The sequence below is a fragment of the Bacillus sp. RZ2MS9 genome, assembly GCF_001816185.2.
GTDB classification, from domain to species: Bacteria; Bacillota; Bacilli; order Bacillales; family Bacillaceae_G; genus Bacillus_A; species Bacillus_A cereus.
Genome location: NZ_CP049978.1, coordinates 3,336,090 through 3,351,546, shown reverse-complemented (window position 1 = coordinate 3,351,546; position 15,457 = coordinate 3,336,090). Strand labels below are relative to the sequence as shown.

Here is a 15,457-nt window from a genome sequence, read left to right as displayed (position 1 = left end):
GAATGGAAACATGTGAGTAATTCAATTAGATTGTACAAAAAATTTGGTACGCGGATATACGCAATGTATTCACAGGTAAGAGGGTTGTCTCATAATATATATAGATTTTTCTATTAAGATGAACAGAGGGTGTGAATATATGGAAGATGTTTACGCTAAAATTGACAGTCTCAAGGCGGAGCAAAAAGAAATGATGAGAGACATTCGTGCTTTAGAAACGCGTACCACTATTAATGAGAAAGATATAGCAACAATCAATAAGCAATTAGAAAAAATAAGTACAAACACTACTTGGATTTTACGAATTATTATTAGCGCGATAATAATGTCAGTTTTAGGATTAATATTAAAAGGAATGATTTAGTCTTGTGAAATAGAACGATAGAAAAGAAAGAGGGGAGCTCCCTCTTTCTTTTATGTAAATGAGAAACTATAAATTTTCCGTTTCCTTTTCGTCTGCATACTTATCCTCTAAGGAAATTAATAGAGGGATTGATATAGTTACTAGAATGATTAAAGTAGTTATAAAAGATTTAGAAAGAGAAAAAGAACCTTCAATTTATAATCAGGTTCATTAATTCAAACTATTTCTAATTATTCCACAATAAGGCGTTCATATCAAGTTGTTATCTTTTATGGCGTTTATTATTTGTTCACTAATATAAAAAGAGCATTCGAAATGATAATACTAGAAAAATAAAATTAATATGTAATATAATTGAAAAAGTATATTTAAAAATCGATGTTAATATTACCCTCCTATAAGTATTAACATACGTAATTGAGGTGTTTTCTTTGTTGTTTTATGACCGGATTTCTATAATGGCCCCTCCTGTTCCGTAGCTAAGGAAAGTCTTTTTATTTCTGAGATTTTCAAAGTTATAGGAGGGTATGAAAAATGAAAAAAGTCTCAGTACCATCACTTTTGTTAATGATTATTCTTGTCGCATTTCCGCAAATTAGTGAAACGATTTACACACCGTCTTTACCGGACATTTCAAAGGCGTTACATGTAAGTAATAATGAGGTGCAGTTAACGCTTAGTGTGTATTTTGCTGGATTTGCTTTAGGTGTATTTTTTATTGGATGGCTATCAGATATAATTGGCCGTCGCCCAGCAATGTTATTTGGAATTGTTGTATACGGCGCTGGGAGTTTCTTGTGCTTTATTGCAAATTCCATTGAAGTTTTATTGGTAAGTCGTTTTATTCAAGCGTTTGGAGCAAGTGCAGGATCAGTTGTGACGCAAACGATTCTTCGTGAAAGTGTAGAAGGGCATAAGAGGCATGTTATGTTTGCTCAAATCTCGGCAGTCATTGCTTTTACACCAGCGATAGGACCGTTAATTGGTGGCTTTCTTGATCAAATGTTTGGATTTAAAATAGTATTTTTAAGTTTAGTAGTTATGAGTATCGGTATTTTTCTGTATACGTTTGTTTCTCTTCCTGAAACAAAAACGGGCTCAGTAACGAATAAAATAAATGTATTTTCAGTCTTGAAGAGGTTAATTACAAATCCGAAAGTGGTAACATATGGGTTGTTAATTGGAGGAGCAAATGGTGTTTTATTTAGCTATTACGCAGAAGCGCCGTTTATCTTTATTGAATATTTTCAATTATCGCCTAGTATGTATGGATTTCTAGGAATTGTTGTAGCGTCTGCTTCTATTGTTGGAGCGAAAATTTCAAAACGTTTACTTGCTACTTATAAACCAGAGAAAATTATATATATCGGTTGTCTCGTAATGACAGGAGGAGCTATCTTTTTATCTGTTATTACGTTTGTGGGATCAAATCCGAATGTAATATATATGGTTGTATTTTTAATAGCGATGTTTATATTGCTATTAGGAATTGGAGTAGCGTTACCTAATTGTTTAAGTTTAGCGTTAGTAGATTTTCAAGATGTCATTGGTACAGCTGGAGCGTTGTTTAGCTTAGGATACTATGTAATTGTAACGATGACAATTTGGGGAATGAGTCAATTGCATACGGGCTCGTTACTGGTGATGCCACTTTATTTTCTGGTTATTGTAGTTATAATGGCATTGTTTACTAGGGTATTTATCTTTGGTAAGCAAACTTCGAAATCGATTTAAATATGAAATTGTAAAAGAGTCTCATTTTTTAATGAGACTCTTTTATATTTTATCCCGTTGTTTTGAGGCAGAAAGGTTTCTGCCTCAAAATTTGGCTGGGGTAAAGAAGTTAGTAGTTTATTAATATATTAAATTTCTTATTGGTATATGAATCGAATGTGTGGGAAATTACGTTATCAACTATAAAGGTTGAAGTATTTGAGATATGAAACCGAGGAAGATAGCATCTCCTCGGTTATTTATATTGTAATAATATACATGCCGGAATCATATTGAATAGATGTATTTTATTGTTAATTTAGTTAAAAATTAATCAGACTTATGTATAATAATTTATTGAAAAAATAATTGAATTTTTCAGATTAATGAATTAATATAAGGTAAGTAATTTTAAGATTTATAGAATATTGGAAGATGAAAGGTTTTGAGAATTTTATTAGGAGCACAAAACGATTTTAGGATAGCTTTAAAGCTAGTGTAAAATGACGTTTGCTTCATCATTTTCAGGGCCGAAAGGAATTAGGGGAAAGCATCTTGTGTTAAAATGCGGCTATGAATCATCTAAGAGGGGGAAGTGAAGTGGCAAACAAAGAATTGAAAAGAGGTTTAGAAGCACGTCATATTCAAATGATTGCTTTAGGCGGAACGATTGGTGTTGGTTTGTTTATGGGATCAGCCAGCACAATTAAATGGACAGGTCCGTCAGTAATGCTTGCTTATGCAATTGCAGGTATTTTCATCTTCTTCATCATGCGTGCCATGGGAGAAATGTTGTATATGGAGCCAAGTACAGGCTCATTTGCGACATTCGGTCATAAGTATATTCATCCACTAGCTGGTTATATGACAGCGTGGAGTAACTGGTTCCAGTGGGTTATCGTTGGGATGTCAGAAATTATCGCGGTTGGAGCGTATATGCAATATTGGTTCCCGGATTTACCAGCTTGGATACCAGGTATAATTGCAATGGTTATTCTTGGTGCAGCTAACTTAATTTCTGTGAAGTCATTTGGTGAATTTGAATTTTGGTTTGCGATGATTAAAATCGTTACGATTCTATTAATGATTATTGCAGGATTTGGCCTTATTTTCTTCGGAATTGGTAACGGCGGAGAAGCGATTGGCATATCTAATCTTTGGTCAAATGGCGGTTTCTTTACAGGTGGTTTTTCAGGATTCTTCTTTGCATTATCACTTGTAGTTGGAGCGTATCAAGGTGTGGAATTAATCGGTATTACTGCTGGTGAAGCGAAGGATCCAAAGAAGACACTTACAAGAGCGATTCAAAGTACAATTTGGCGTATTTTAATTTTCTACATCGGTGCTATTTTCGTTATTGTAACTGTGTATCCGTGGGATCAATTAAGTACAATTGGTAGCCCGTTCGTAGCAACTTTTGCGAAGGTTGGTATTACGGCAGCAGCTGGCCTTATTAACTTCGTTGTTATTACAGCAGCAATGTCTGGTTGTAATAGTGGTATTTATAGTGCTGGACGTATGCTGTATACGTTAGGTGTAAATGGACAAGCACCGAAATATTTCACGAAACTTTCTGGAAATGGTGTACCTTTATTCGGTACAGTTGGTGTAATTATCGGTTTAGCGGTTGGTGTTGTTTTAAGTTATATCGCACCGAAAAACTTATTCGTATATGTATATAGTGCGAGTGTACTTCCTGGTATGGTACCATGGTTCGTCATTTTAATTAGTCAAATTCGTTTTAGGAAAGAAAAGGGAGCAGAGATGAAAGATCATCCGTTCAAAATGCCATTTGCTCCTGTAACAAACTATTTAACAATTGCCTTTTTAATTATGGTATTAATCGGAATGTGGTTTAACGATGATACACGCATTTCATTAGTTGTAGGTATTATTTTCTTAGCTATCGTTACAATTAGTTTCTATGCTTTCGGAATAGGAAAGCGAGCTCCGTTAGACGTTCAAAATAATAAAGAGATTTCAAGTAAATAAAGAAGAGGCTGTTCATCTGGAACAGCCTTTTCTTATTGTTGTTATTTGTCGATAAATCGATATACCTTGTCGAATCGTTGATATAATTTGATTTGTGATAGATATATTCGAAAAATCGTTGATATATTGTACGTTATGATAGATATATTCGAAAAATCGTTAATATAATTTCACATACTACCTATCACTATCATGATTAAAATTTCTCTAATACGATTTTCCCAATGGTGTGCCCGCTTTCAAGTAGTGCATGTGCTTTTTTTAGTTTTCAGCGTTAATCGGTGTTAATGTTTCATTTAAAGTAAGAATCCTTTACTTCTATATTATAGTTGGTGAAATACTGCTATGTAAAAAAATACCCTCTTTTTTATGCAAGCTGCACTGATAGTCTAGAAGGAGTTTATTTCTAAAAAGAAGAATTTTTTAATGTATTACTTTATCCAAAACTAAATGTAAAGGTGGATACATAATGACAGTAAAGAAACTTTATTTCATCCCAGCAGGTCGTTGCATGTTGGATCATTCGTCTGTTAACAGTGCGTTAACACCGGGGAAACTATTAAACTTGCCGGTGTGGTGTTATCTTCTGGAGACGGAAGAAGGTCCTATTTTAGTAGACACAGGTATGCCAGAAAGTGCAGTTAATAATGAAGGGCTTTTTAACGGTACATTTGTTGAAGGACAGATTTTACCGAAAATGACTGAAGAAGATAGAATCGTGAATATATTAAAGCGTGTAGGGTATGAACCAGACGACCTTTTATATATTATTAGCTCTCACTTACATTTTGATCATGCAGGAGGAAACGGTGCTTTTACAAATACACCGATTATTATGCAGCGAACCGAATATGAGGCAGCACTTCATAGAGAAGAATATATGAAAGAATGTATATTACCGCATTTGAACTACAAAATTATTGAAGGGGATTATGAAGTGGTACCAGGTGTTCAATTATTGTATACGCCAGGTCATTCTCCAGGCCATCAGTCGCTATTCATTGAGACGGAGCAATCCGGTTCAGTTTTATTAACGATTGATGCATCGTACACGAAAGAGAATTTTGAAGATGAAGTGCCATTCGCAGGATTTGATCCAGAATTAGCTTTATCTTCAATTAAACGTTTAAAAGAAGTTGTGGCGAAAGAGAAACCAATTGTTTTCTTTGGTCATGATATAGAGCAGGAAAAGGGTTGTAGAGTGTTCCCGGAGTATATATAGTGCAAAAAGTCATGAGTTCGCGTGCTCATGACTTTTTCATTTAAATAATTTTTTTAAATAAATTATAAACTTTTTTTGAACTATCTTCGTTTAACTGATAGTACGTAAGGTTTACATCATCAGGAGTATCTTGCTGAGCAATCATCACTTCGCTGCTGTGATGATCAACTACCCATATGAAATATTTTTTATAAGTTCCATCCTCGAAAGTAATCCACATATCACAATCTATTAAATCTGATCCTTCTTCATCCAATGTTAATTTGCCTTTTTTTGCGGTATTCATACTGTTAATAAACGTTTTTAATTCATCTGTTTTTGTGAGAAAGATATCCTTTTTTGTTTTAATTGATTCTACATGTATATCTTTTATTTCCTGTTTACCTAAAAAAACAGGGGGCTCATTTGGATCTCGCGAGCTTGAAATAATAGTAGCTTTCTTTTTCGGTTTGTTTGCAGTATAGAGATCTTGAATAGATTTTCCCGAGTTTACAAACCATACAATTCCACAAATAATTAATACGCTACCTAGCAATAAAATAATTTTTTTAATAGAATTTTCTCCTTTCTATTATTTCGTGTGAAGAGCTTTTCTATTAATATATGATAGGTAAGCGTAAAGTATTATAGTTGAACTTGGTTATGCTTCACAGTTTTTATCGGGCGATCTATGAGTAAATTGTAAGTGAGCCCAATTAATACGAAAATGCCACCGATAACTTTACCGATTGAGAGTTCATTTGTCAGGAAGAAATCAATAATAGTCCCCGCAAATAATTGTCCGATAAAGATGAGTAATGTTAAATAAAAGGCTGATATTTTAGGAGTAATATAGTTGGATAATGAAATAACGATAACGCCTACTAATCCGCCTAAGTACACAGCAATAGGAATAGATTGTAACGTCTGCATTGGAATATACAATGAATCTGAACTGAAAATTAAAAATAACATAGAGAAAAATAATCCAGTAATATAATTGAAAAACGTACCTTCCCAGTTTCCAATTTCCTTTGCTAAATTCGCGTTAATAATTCTAGCAACAACGATAGAAACACCAGCTAAAATAGCGATCGTAATATATAACATTTTCTTGCCCCCATTAATAAATTGTCATGATTATAATTCCAGAAGAGATGAAACATAATCCAATTAGTTTTTTTTTTTCAAACTTTGCAACTTTCATTCCTAATAAGCCGAAATGATCGATAATGATGGAAGCAATAGATTGACCGAGTAAACTTAATGCGATCGTAATAGAAGCACCAAGGACGGAGAAACTTATATTGTTAAAAAGAACAGTGAATACTCCAATTGCTCCAGCGCTATATAAAAAAAGTGGAATACTTTTATCGAAACGAATTTTATTTTTGTTTATGATTAAAATGAAGATAACTGCAATTAAACCGACAAGGTGAATGACAACGCTTGCTGTATACTTTCCAATTAACTCGGATAAAATTCCATTCAATGGAAGCATAACGGCGATGAGCACACCAATAAAGACAGAAAGAAAGTTATACAATGTAATATCCCCTTTATATTTCATATTTGTAATGACTGTATCATGCTGAAATTGTGTATTGTTATGACATATGTCATAGTGGAAGAAGAAAATTTTGATTACAATGGGGATGAGTTGTAAAGGTGGGGAACTATGAAGAAAGTATGTAATTCTAATAAATTAGCAGAGTATATAAAGCAAAATAATATTGATTCATTTTTTAGTCATGATATGAAGCCATATATGGAACTTATATTTTTTAAAAAGAATGAGTTTATTTGTAGAGAAAATGAAGAGATAGATTATTTATATTTCTTTGTTGAAGGAAAAGCGAAAGCATTTAACACATTAAGTAACGGAAAATCGGTATTATTATGTTTTTACGATAGTTTGCAGTTACTTGGAGATGTGGAGTTAATTCATTCTCAAAGAATCACTTCAAACGTACAAGTGATGGCAGATTCGTATTGTGTGGGTTTACCTTTAGGAAAGGTGAGAAATAAGCTATTTCATGATGCGAAATTTTTAAGATGTATTTGCGGATCATTAGCACATAAATTAAACCGACTTTCCAAAAACAGTACAATTAATTTATTGTATCCGCTTGAAAATAGACTTGCGAGTTACATGTTAGCAGCAGGAGAACGAGCAGTTCAGCATGAAAATAGAATTGTGTTTAGTGGGAATTTAACGGAAATAGCGGAGTTGTTAGGAACGAGTTATCGGCATTTATTACGTACTTTGAATCTCTTTTGTGATAAAAATATAATCAAGAAAAACAATGGTTGTTTTGAAGTAGTGAATGTAGAAGTTTTGAGGGAATTGGCTGCAGATGTTTATAAATAATATATTAAAGTAGGGATTAAGATGAAAATAGCTATAATTTCAGATATCCACGGAAATAGTCACGCTTTAAAATCGGTATTAAAAGATATTACACGTCGCAAGGTCGAAATGATAATAAATTTAGGAGATAGTGTGTATGGGCCGTTAGAGCCTTTAGAGACAATTGAAATATTAATGAGTAGCGAGATGATACATATTAAAGGCAATTGTGATCGCATGCTTTGGGAACCTATACAAGAGCAATCTGCTACACTAACTTTTGTTCAAAATCAATTAACAAATTATCATATAGGTTGGTTAAAACAACATCCTTCACAATTTATTGTAGACGATATGTTATGTTGTCACGGTACGCCAACTTCAGATGAAGTGTATTTGTTAGAAGAGATGAATGAGAATGGTGCAATATTAAAGAATGAAAAAAATATAATGGATCAACTCCAAAATATAGAACAAAAAATAATAGTATGTGGTCATACACATATTCCTAGAGTTGTTTATTTAGCGAACGGAAAGATCATTATAAATCCAGGAAGTGTAGGACTTCCAGCATACAAAGATGAGTTACCTGTTATGCATAAAATGGAATCAGGAACTCCGCATGCAAAATATGTAGTGATAGAAAAGGTTTTGGGAGAATGGACAATTGAACAAATTTCAGTTCCTTATAATTGGGAAGAAGCTGCTAGATTGGCTGTTCAACAAGAAAGATATGACTGGGCACAGGCGCTAAAGACTGGGAAGATAGAATGAAGGGGAGTTTACTTTATGGTAAACTGGTTTTGTTCAAAATTATAATTGGATTGAAATTGAACAAGCAGTGAATGAGAAAGGATTTCCTAATCATATAAAGGGAATCAGTCCAGTAAAAGGATTGTATTATATCGGATTGCCGTGGCAATCTCAAAGGGGTTCTGCACTTATTTGTGGTGTAGGAAAGGATGCAGCATATTTGCTTTCTGAAATCAAAAAAATAGATCAGTAGCGATAACTACTGATCATCCATATGTACATGAATTAGGAGAGGTCAAACATTTATTAACTTTATTATAATAGATTTTTACGGAATTAAAAACTGAAAATTCAAATTTAATGTTGAGAAAGTTTTTTGTATCGAAATATATGAAAGAATAGGGATTTTTATTGAAACAGAAAAAGATATTTCTATTTTAGTAAATTATGATATAGTCTAAATAAGCGTGTTTTTCCATAAATGTAATTATTTTCATTGTAGTTTTGTTTATATGAGGGAAGGAGAAGTAATTATGAAGTTTGATGATCAACGCTTATTAGGAGTCCGATTAGGTTCTGTACTTGTGACAGAGGAAAATCAATATTTAGTAATTAAGAAAAAAGATCATTATGCACTGTTAAATATACATAATTTAGAATGCACACATGTTGAAGTGCAGTTAGAACATTTGGAAGAAATGTTGCGGGAAGATTTCCAAGAAAGTATAACGGAGATTATCGCACCAGAACATATAAAAATTGTTGCGAAAAATGTTATATAGATAAAGAAGCTGGAAGGAACAGCTTCTTTATTTTCATTATAAGGATAACGTTTTTACAACCTCACCAATGATCCCTTCCATTTGATGAACACCTAAATCGGAATTGGTCATAATAACAGCACCATTCCCACAGTATGGATAACAAACCATCATACATTGAAATCCGACGCCCCATCCGAGTGAATAAACCTGTAATTCTTCATTAGAATCATCAAGAAAAACACCTAATCCAGTCCATTTTGAGCAACCTTGAGGAGAAATCATGTCTAGTACAAATTTTTGAGAAAGTTTTAGTTTGCCCTTTCCTTGTAAGGAATGAATGATTTCAATGACTAAAGCTGATAAGTCAGTTGGTGTTGTCCAAATGCCTGAAGCAGCTGCGAATGGATAAAATGGAAATCTCTCATTTGTTACAGTTCTATCTTTATTATGTCCGCAAGCAAAAACATCGGTTTTATCTATGTCTTTTGGAGAGAAAAGTGTACTATTTTTCATTTGTAGTGGCTGGAAGATATGTTCTTCTAATAACTGATTAAATGATTTTCCTGTAATATCTTCTAGTAGTAGCTCGATTATACAAAAGTTTGCGTCCGAGTAATGAAATTCACTTTCTGGTTTATAAGCTACTTCTATAGATACGGGGCAATATAGTGTTTTACCGGAAAGGAGTTCAGACATATTAGGTAATCCTTTTGCAGGTGTATAATGTTCAAAACTATTAGGTGGATCAATGAGTCCAGATTGATGGCTTAATAAGTTTCTCAAAGTGATACTTTTTTGTGAAGTAAATAGATTGGTAGGAATGTTCCAAGATGTGAGTTTATCATTTACGTCTTCATCTAAATATACGATACCTTGCTCTGATAATGTTAGTACGAGCATTGTAGTGATGAATTTGCTGATAGAGCAAGAATTAAAGAGAGAATTTGTAGTAACAGCTCTAGTTGTTCCAGCTTCAAGTGTTCCAAAGGCAGTCGCTTCATCTAGTTTGCCATTACGTATAACAGCGAGGCTTAAACCTGCAACGGAATATTGGTTCATTTTCTCGTATATATTGCTAATTTTTAAGTTCATGGTGACTCCTTTCTTTAAAGACAGAATATTATTTTTATTATACAGTAGTAAAAAAAAGAAAACACTTCGTAATTCACCAATGAAGTGTTTTCTTTTTTAGTTAGTTTGAAGTGAACTTTTGAAAAAATTTGTCTCGGTACATGTACATAACCCATGAGATTGTTATTAAAGAAATAATGATTTGTTTGTTTTTAATTGGTGCATTGAAAACAAGCCAACCAACTATATCAAATAATAAATGTAGCACGATTGACAGAACTACAAATTGAAGTAACGTATTTAAAAATCTTTTCATAAAGCGACCCCCTAAAATAATAGGTTTTATTAACAGTTTGATATAGTGGTATTATACAGTAAATGTGTCCTGTGGTAAAATTTACATAAGTTAGTGAAATAAAATAAATGAAAGTTAGTAAGGGGGAACATTCATGGAATTCTGGATGGTTATACTAATATTAGCCTTTGGTTTCATTTATATCGCTGAAAAATTAGCTACAATTGAAAAGAAAAATGATGCGCGTTTAAAGAGAATTGAAGATAGATTACAATTAATTACGAAAGAAAAGGGAATTGTAGAAAGAGAACCTGAAATTAATAAAGAACTACGCCAGCTTGTAGAAGAAGGAAAAAAAGTTACAGCAGTTAAGAGAGTAAGAGAAGCTTTTGGTTTTTCCTTACTAGAAGCGAAGCAATATGTTGATAAATTATAAAAAAGATCATCCATTTGGGTGATCTTTTTTACTGCACCATGCGTGTATTTACATAAGCGGCGATAATAAAGTGTCCAATTATATGGAACAAATATTTGAGATGAATTGTCTAATATAGGTAATAACTATTTAGCTTGAAAGAAAGGGTTGATAACATGAAAAAGAATACGTTGTTAAAAGTAGGATTATGTGTAGGTTTACTAGGAACAATTCAATTTGTTAGCACAATTTCTTCTGTACAAGCATCACAAAAGGTAGAGAAAACAGTAATAAAAAATGAGACGGGAACCATTTCAATATCTCAGTTAAACAAGAATGTATGGGTTCATACGGAGTTAGGTTCTTTTAATGGAGAAGCAGTTCCTTCGAACGGTCTAGTTCTTAATACTTCTAAAGGGTTAGTACTTGTTGATTCTTCTTGGGATGACAAATTAACGAAGGAACTAATAGAAATGGTAGAAAAGAAGTTTCAGAAGCGTGTAACGGATGTCATTATTACACATGCGCACGCTGATCGAATTGGCGGAATAAAAACGTTGAAAGAAAGAGGCATTAAAGCGCATAGTACAGCATTAACTGCAGAACTAGCAAAGAAAAGTGGATATGAAGAGCCACTTGGAGATTTACAAACCGTTACAAATTTGAAGTTTGGAAATATGAAAGTAGAAACATTTTATCCAGGGAAAGGGCATACAGAAGATAATATTGTCGTATGGTTACCGCAATACAATATTTTAGTTGGAGGCTGTTTAGTGAAATCTACGTCCGCAAAAGATTTAGGAAATGTTGCTGATGCTTATGTAAATGAATGGTCTACATCGATTGAGAATGTGCTGAAGCGATATAGAAATATAAATGCAGTAGTGCCTGGTCATGGGGAAGTAGGGGACAAAGGATTACTTTTACATACATTGGATTTATTAAAATAAGAAATTGTAGAAATACAAAAGAGAGGAGAAATAATTTTCTCCTCTCTTTCTTCTAACTATATTTAAATGCTGAATCTGTTGATTACGTCAGCATATATTACTGAGATTTTAATTCCAAGTATACAAATACTAGTACTGTCATAATTGCTATAACAACATAAGTAGCATCAAGCATTATAAGTGTTTTTAAAGTTTCAGTCATCGTAATTCACCCCTGTTATAAAAATATAACATGATCTTTTTATTGATTAGATAAGAGATCATAAAGATAAAATGTATATGAAATTTCTTAAGTAGCTTCTATATAAATATATCATATAAATAATGTAAGTAATGTTAAGATAATGTAAATGTATTGTAAATAAAAAGGTTTACAATAAAGACTTTAATAAAAAATGATAGCTCCTTAAAATGACAAATACGCTCTTCTTTCTATTGAATGATAGAAAGAAGAGCGTATTTTTATGTCTATTTTCATATGTGATGAATTGCAACTATTTGTACATTTGATTCAAAAATTTTTTTCGTTGTATATATTTCTCCAAATTAATTAGCTATTTAAAAGTATCGAAAGATGTGTGTACACTAATGCATATTTTTTAGTGTCAATAAAAATATTATGTCAACAATATGAACTGTCACAAATCTTTATATATTATTGTGATTGATATCACATCACTTTTTTTCAATGGGTATTATGCTTAAGGTGTAATGAATGATTGGGAGAGGGTGGGATGATATGTTTTGTTATCAATGTGAACAAACGCCAGCAGGCGGATGTAAAGTAATGGGTGTGTGCGGCAAGAATGAAACGATTGCGAGTTTACAAGATACGATTGTGTTTGGGCTAAAAGGAATTGCAGCTTATCGCACACATGCTGCTCAGCTAGGGTATACGGATGCATTTGTAGATGCTACAACACAAGAAGCTTTATATATGACATTAACAAATTCTAACTTTAACGAACAAGAGCATATTGATATGGCTATGAAAGTGGGGAAATCAGCTTTACGGGTGATGGAATTATTAGATGAGGCACATACGAATCATTTTGGTGTGCCAGAGCCTGTACAAATTACACAAAATCGTGTAGAAGGTAAAGCAATTGTAGTTACGGGTCATAATTTATTTGCACTAGAAGAACTATTAAAGCAAACAGAAGGAAAAGACATTAATATTTATACACATTCTGAAATGCTACCAGCACACGGATACCCGCAGCTGAAAAAATATAAACATTTAAAAGGAAATATCGGTAAGGCATGGTATGATCAAAGACGCCTTTTTGAAAAATTTACTGGTGCCATATTAGCTACAACGAACTGTGTTATGCCAATTAAAGGCTCGTACTCTGATCGATTCTTTTCATATGACATTGCAGGTTTAGAAGGTGTACAAAAAATTGAAAATGATGATTTTACACCATTAATTCAAAAAGCACTAGAACTTCCAGAAGTACATATGGAGTCGGATGAACAGTTAGTGACAGGGTTTCATCATAATACAGTATTGTCATTAGCTCCAGAAATTATTGATGCAGTAAAAGAAGGGAAAATAAAGCGTTTCTTTGTTATCGCCGGTTGTGATGCACCGGGAAAAGGCGGAGAATATTATCGTGAATTAGCAACGTCGCTTCCGCAAGAAACAGTTATTTTAACAACTTCTTGCGGGAAATTCCGCTTTAATGATGTGGATTACGGTGTTGTACCTGGTACGGAAATTCCGCGTTACATTGATTTAGGACAGTGCAATAATTCAATTTCTACAGTGAAAATAGCGGCTGCTTTAGCTGATGCTTTCCAATGTGAAGTGAATGAATTGCCAGTAAGTATTGTGCTATCATGGTTTGAACAAAAAGCGGTTGCCATTTTACTCGGGCTATTTAGTCTTGGGATTCAAGATATTCGCATCGGTCCAAAGGCTCCTGAATTTATTTCACCTGGCGTGCTTGATGTATTACAAGAAACATTTGGTTTAAAACTAATTACAAATGCAGCAGAAGACATGGCTATGATGTTATCGTAACGGAAAAGATTCATTTACTTTTGAACGTGATCAAAATGGACAAGTTACGAAAGTGAAAGACCATGTCAATGGTGTAGAACGCACGAAAACATACGATAAGGCTGACCGTGTCACAAGTGCAACAGATAGCCGAGGCGGAAAAGTTGACTGGGCATATCACGACAAAGCAAACAGTAACGCAAGGTGGATACACAAATAAAGTATCGTATGACTACAACACGCTAGATCAAAACATTCGTGTAACAGACGGTTCTCAAACGTATCGATTTGATTATGATGATTAAGGAAACGTTCGTACGTATACAGCTGGTAATGGTTCAGGTTCGACGTTTAACTATGACCACGCGAACAAAATTAAAGACCTAGTAGTAGGTACATCCAACAGTATTCTTCTTTCTGAACGATATGAATATGATCAAGCGGGTAACCGTACGAAGATTAAACATGAAGGTGCGGGCGGAAAAGTAACAGAAACAAACTTTGTATATGACCCGATCAACCAACTATTAAATGAAGCATTGCCAAACGGAACAAGTAAATCATACACATATGACGGATTTGGGAACCGTACGAGTGTGAAAGTTGTAGAGAATGGAAAAGAAACAAAATCTATAGCGGCAACATTCAATGAAGGAAATCAGCTTGTAAAATTCGGAAACGAATCGTTAACGTATGATGCGAATGGAAATCGTACATCTGACGGGAAGTACAAGTATACATGGAATGAAAATGACCAGATTGTATCAATTACAAAACAAGGTGAAAGCAATGTATTCGCAACGTATAAATACGATGAAAATAATCGTCGTATTGAAAAGAGTGTAAATGGTCAAGTAACACGCTATTTCTATGATGGAGATAGCATTAACCCATTATATGAGACAGATGGTAGTGGAACTGTACTTCGTCAATATGTATATTCCACAAGTGGTACACGCTTAGCTATGAAATCAAAAGGGCAAACGCTATACTATCACTACAACCCACGTGGTGATGTAGTCGCGATGACAGATCAAAATAGAGAAGTCGTAGCAACGTATGAATATGATTCGTGGGGTAACGTATTAAAGAGTGACGCAAAAGGTATCGCCGCAGATAATCCATTTGGATATGAGGGATACATGTATGATAAAGAAATTGGCATGTATTATCTAATTGCGAGATACTATAATCCAGAACATGGTGTGTTTTTATCGGTAGATCCAGATCCGGGTGATGAAGATGATCCGGTTACAATGAATGGATACACGTATGGGGATAATAATCCGGTAATGAAAGTCGATCCAGATGGGCATTATGCAATTGCCTTAGCTGCTGCAGGAACTAACTTTTGGAATGGGTTATTGCTGGAGGGTTTGCAATTTACAGGGGGTATCAAGTATATAAGTTTGCCAAATCAAATTATAATCCTGATCCATATGCAAGGCCTGGTCAAAAGAAACAAGGAAGAGAAAATAAAGAGAAAAAAGGTTGGAAAAGTCAATCAAACAAACGAGATGGTCCTTCAAAACCTAAAAAACATACACCAGGTAAGGGGCATAGAAAATATTAGGTAGTTAGGGT

At 33.7% G+C, this 15,457-nt stretch carries 15 protein-coding genes and 5 pseudogenes; 12 read left to right on the top strand and 8 right to left on the bottom strand.

Annotated elements, in window-relative coordinates; genetic code table 11:
- The first annotated feature begins 139 nt into the window (after positions 1–139).
- Positions 140–364 (top strand): hemolysin XhlA family protein, encoded by a 225-nt coding sequence (locus tag BHV55_RS17120; protein WP_000390468.1) that lies wholly within the window; start codon positions 140–142, stop codon positions 362–364.
- A gap of 66 nt (positions 365–430) precedes the next feature.
- Here BHV55_RS17120 and BHV55_RS27925 read toward each other — a convergent pair.
- Positions 431–559 (bottom strand): annotated as a pseudogene (locus BHV55_RS27925) (DUF5823 family protein); the annotation flags it as partial.
- Between the two features lie 339 nt (positions 560–898).
- Between BHV55_RS27925 and BHV55_RS17115 the strand changes: the two are divergent.
- Positions 899–2,098, top strand: a complete 1,200-nt coding sequence (locus BHV55_RS17115) for a multidrug effflux MFS transporter (protein ID WP_070756840.1) — start codon at positions 899–901, stop codon at positions 2,096–2,098.
- 579 nt (positions 2,099–2,677) lie between these two features.
- Complete coding sequence (locus BHV55_RS17110) at positions 2,678–4,069, top strand: amino acid permease (protein ID WP_001284405.1); 1,392 nt, start codon at positions 2,678–2,680, stop codon at positions 4,067–4,069.
- A gap of 196 nt (positions 4,070–4,265) precedes the next feature.
- Here BHV55_RS17110 and BHV55_RS17105 read toward each other — a convergent pair.
- A pseudogene (locus BHV55_RS17105) lies at positions 4,266–4,372 on the bottom strand (zinc-binding alcohol dehydrogenase family protein); the annotation flags it as partial.
- 166 nt (positions 4,373–4,538) lie between these two features.
- Here BHV55_RS17105 and aiiA point away from each other — a divergent pair.
- On the top strand, positions 4,539–5,291 hold the full coding sequence (gene aiiA / locus BHV55_RS17100; RefSeq protein ID WP_000216578.1) for a quorum-quenching N-acyl homoserine lactonase AiiA: 753 nt from the start codon (positions 4,539–4,541) through the stop codon (positions 5,289–5,291).
- A 40-nt stretch (positions 5,292–5,331) separates the two neighbouring features.
- On the opposite strand, the gene BHV55_RS17095 is transcribed toward aiiA, so the two are convergent.
- From BHV55_RS17095 to BHV55_RS17085, 3 genes are all read right to left on the bottom strand, one after another.
- Positions 5,332–5,826: a YhfM domain-containing protein gene (locus tag BHV55_RS17095; RefSeq protein WP_070756838.1), complete on the bottom strand. Its 495-nt coding sequence runs from the start codon at positions 5,824–5,826 to the stop codon at positions 5,332–5,334.
- 89 nt (positions 5,827–5,915) lie between these two features.
- Positions 5,916–6,380, bottom strand: coding sequence for a DMT family transporter (locus BHV55_RS17090; protein ID WP_000965814.1), 465 nt, complete (start codon positions 6,378–6,380; stop codon positions 5,916–5,918).
- 13 nt (positions 6,381–6,393) lie between these two features.
- A complete protein-coding gene (locus BHV55_RS17085; protein ID WP_002005482.1) occupies positions 6,394–6,840 on the bottom strand; it encodes a DMT family transporter in 447 nt (148 codons plus the stop codon).
- Between the two features lie 108 nt (positions 6,841–6,948).
- On the opposite strand from BHV55_RS17085, the gene yeiL reads away from it, so the two are divergent.
- The 4 genes and pseudogenes from yeiL (at position 6,949) to BHV55_RS17065 (ending at position 9,155) form a co-directional block, all read left to right on the top strand.
- Entirely contained in the window at positions 6,949–7,641 is a 693-nt protein-coding gene (gene yeiL, locus BHV55_RS17080; RefSeq protein WP_000754858.1) for a transcriptional regulator YeiL, read from the top strand.
- A gap of 21 nt (positions 7,642–7,662) precedes the next feature.
- The gene (locus tag BHV55_RS17075) at positions 7,663–8,394 is read left to right on the top strand and encodes a metallophosphoesterase family protein (RefSeq protein WP_070756836.1); all 732 of its coding nucleotides are present in this window, start codon (positions 7,663–7,665) and stop codon (positions 8,392–8,394) included.
- A gap of 22 nt (positions 8,395–8,416) precedes the next feature.
- Positions 8,417–8,626 (top strand): annotated as a pseudogene (locus BHV55_RS17070) (oxidoreductase); the annotation flags it as partial.
- 280 nt (positions 8,627–8,906) lie between these two features.
- Positions 8,907–9,155, top strand: a complete 249-nt coding sequence (locus BHV55_RS17065) for a hypothetical protein (protein WP_000666948.1) — start codon at positions 8,907–8,909, stop codon at positions 9,153–9,155.
- Between the two features lie 36 nt (positions 9,156–9,191).
- Here BHV55_RS17065 and BHV55_RS17060 read toward each other — a convergent pair whose 3' ends face one another.
- Positions 9,192–10,229, bottom strand: coding sequence for a serine hydrolase domain-containing protein (locus BHV55_RS17060; RefSeq protein WP_048568276.1), 1,038 nt, complete (start codon positions 10,227–10,229; stop codon positions 9,192–9,194).
- A 100-nt stretch (positions 10,230–10,329) separates the two neighbouring features.
- The gene (locus tag BHV55_RS17055) at positions 10,330–10,524 is read right to left on the bottom strand and encodes a hypothetical protein (RefSeq protein WP_000819660.1); all 195 of its coding nucleotides are present in this window, start codon (positions 10,522–10,524) and stop codon (positions 10,330–10,332) included.
- A 133-nt stretch (positions 10,525–10,657) separates the two neighbouring features.
- Here BHV55_RS17055 and BHV55_RS17050 point away from each other — a divergent pair, with 133 nt between their 5' ends.
- On the top strand, positions 10,658–10,939 hold the full coding sequence (locus BHV55_RS17050) for a hypothetical protein (RefSeq protein WP_000397715.1): 282 nt from the start codon (positions 10,658–10,660) through the stop codon (positions 10,937–10,939).
- 28 nt (positions 10,940–10,967) lie between these two features.
- Here BHV55_RS17050 and BHV55_RS27920 read toward each other — a convergent pair.
- Positions 10,968–11,048 (bottom strand): annotated as a pseudogene (locus tag BHV55_RS27920) (DUF3784 domain-containing protein); the annotation flags it as partial.
- Positions 11,049–11,094: 46 nt separating this feature from the next.
- Between BHV55_RS27920 and bla2 the strand changes: the two are divergent.
- The 3 genes and pseudogenes from bla2 to BHV55_RS17030 form a co-directional block, all read left to right on the top strand.
- The gene (gene bla2, locus BHV55_RS17045; protein WP_000742471.1) at positions 11,095–11,868 is read left to right on the top strand and encodes a BcII family subclass B1 metallo-beta-lactamase; all 774 of its coding nucleotides are present in this window, start codon (positions 11,095–11,097) and stop codon (positions 11,866–11,868) included.
- 739 nt (positions 11,869–12,607) lie between these two features.
- On the top strand, positions 12,608–13,894 hold the full coding sequence (gene hcp, locus BHV55_RS17040; protein ID WP_070757040.1) for a hydroxylamine reductase: 1,287 nt from the start codon (positions 12,608–12,610) through the stop codon (positions 13,892–13,894).
- Positions 13,890–15,446: pseudogene (locus BHV55_RS17030) on the top strand (RHS repeat domain-containing protein); the annotation flags it as partial. The gene hcp and the pseudogene BHV55_RS17030, both read left to right, overlap by 5 nt.
- Positions 15,447–15,457: the final 11 nt, after the last annotated feature.

Bases quoted from the DNA above. Each gene is read 5' to 3' on its own strand.
- aiiA (WP_000216578.1), top strand. From the start codon at position 4,539: ATGACAGTAAAGAAACTTTATTTCATCCCAGCAGGTCGTTGCATGTTG.
- BHV55_RS17090 (WP_000965814.1), bottom strand. From the start codon at position 6,380: ATGTTATATATTACGATCGCTATTTTAGCTGGTGTTTCTATCGTTGTT.
- BHV55_RS17060 (WP_048568276.1), bottom strand. From the start codon at position 10,229: ATGAACTTAAAAATTAGCAATATATACGAGAAAATGAACCAATATTCC.
- BHV55_RS17055 (WP_000819660.1), bottom strand. From the start codon at position 10,524: ATGAAAAGATTTTTAAATACGTTACTTCAATTTGTAGTTCTGTCAATC.
- BHV55_RS17120 (WP_000390468.1), top strand. From the start codon at position 140: ATGGAAGATGTTTACGCTAAAATTGACAGTCTCAAGGCGGAGCAAAAA.
- yeiL (WP_000754858.1), top strand. From the start codon at position 6,949: ATGAAGAAAGTATGTAATTCTAATAAATTAGCAGAGTATATAAAGCAA.
- bla2 (WP_000742471.1), top strand. From the start codon at position 11,095: ATGAAAAAGAATACGTTGTTAAAAGTAGGATTATGTGTAGGTTTACTA.
- BHV55_RS17075 (WP_070756836.1), top strand. From the start codon at position 7,663: ATGAAAATAGCTATAATTTCAGATATCCACGGAAATAGTCACGCTTTA.
- BHV55_RS17085 (WP_002005482.1), bottom strand. From the start codon at position 6,840: ATGAAATATAAAGGGGATATTACATTGTATAACTTTCTTTCTGTCTTT.
- BHV55_RS17050 (WP_000397715.1), top strand. From the start codon at position 10,658: ATGGAATTCTGGATGGTTATACTAATATTAGCCTTTGGTTTCATTTAT.
- BHV55_RS17065 (WP_000666948.1), top strand. From the start codon at position 8,907: ATGAAGTTTGATGATCAACGCTTATTAGGAGTCCGATTAGGTTCTGTA.
- BHV55_RS17115 (WP_070756840.1), top strand. From the start codon at position 899: ATGAAAAAAGTCTCAGTACCATCACTTTTGTTAATGATTATTCTTGTC.
- hcp (WP_070757040.1), top strand. From the start codon at position 12,608: ATGTTTTGTTATCAATGTGAACAAACGCCAGCAGGCGGATGTAAAGTA.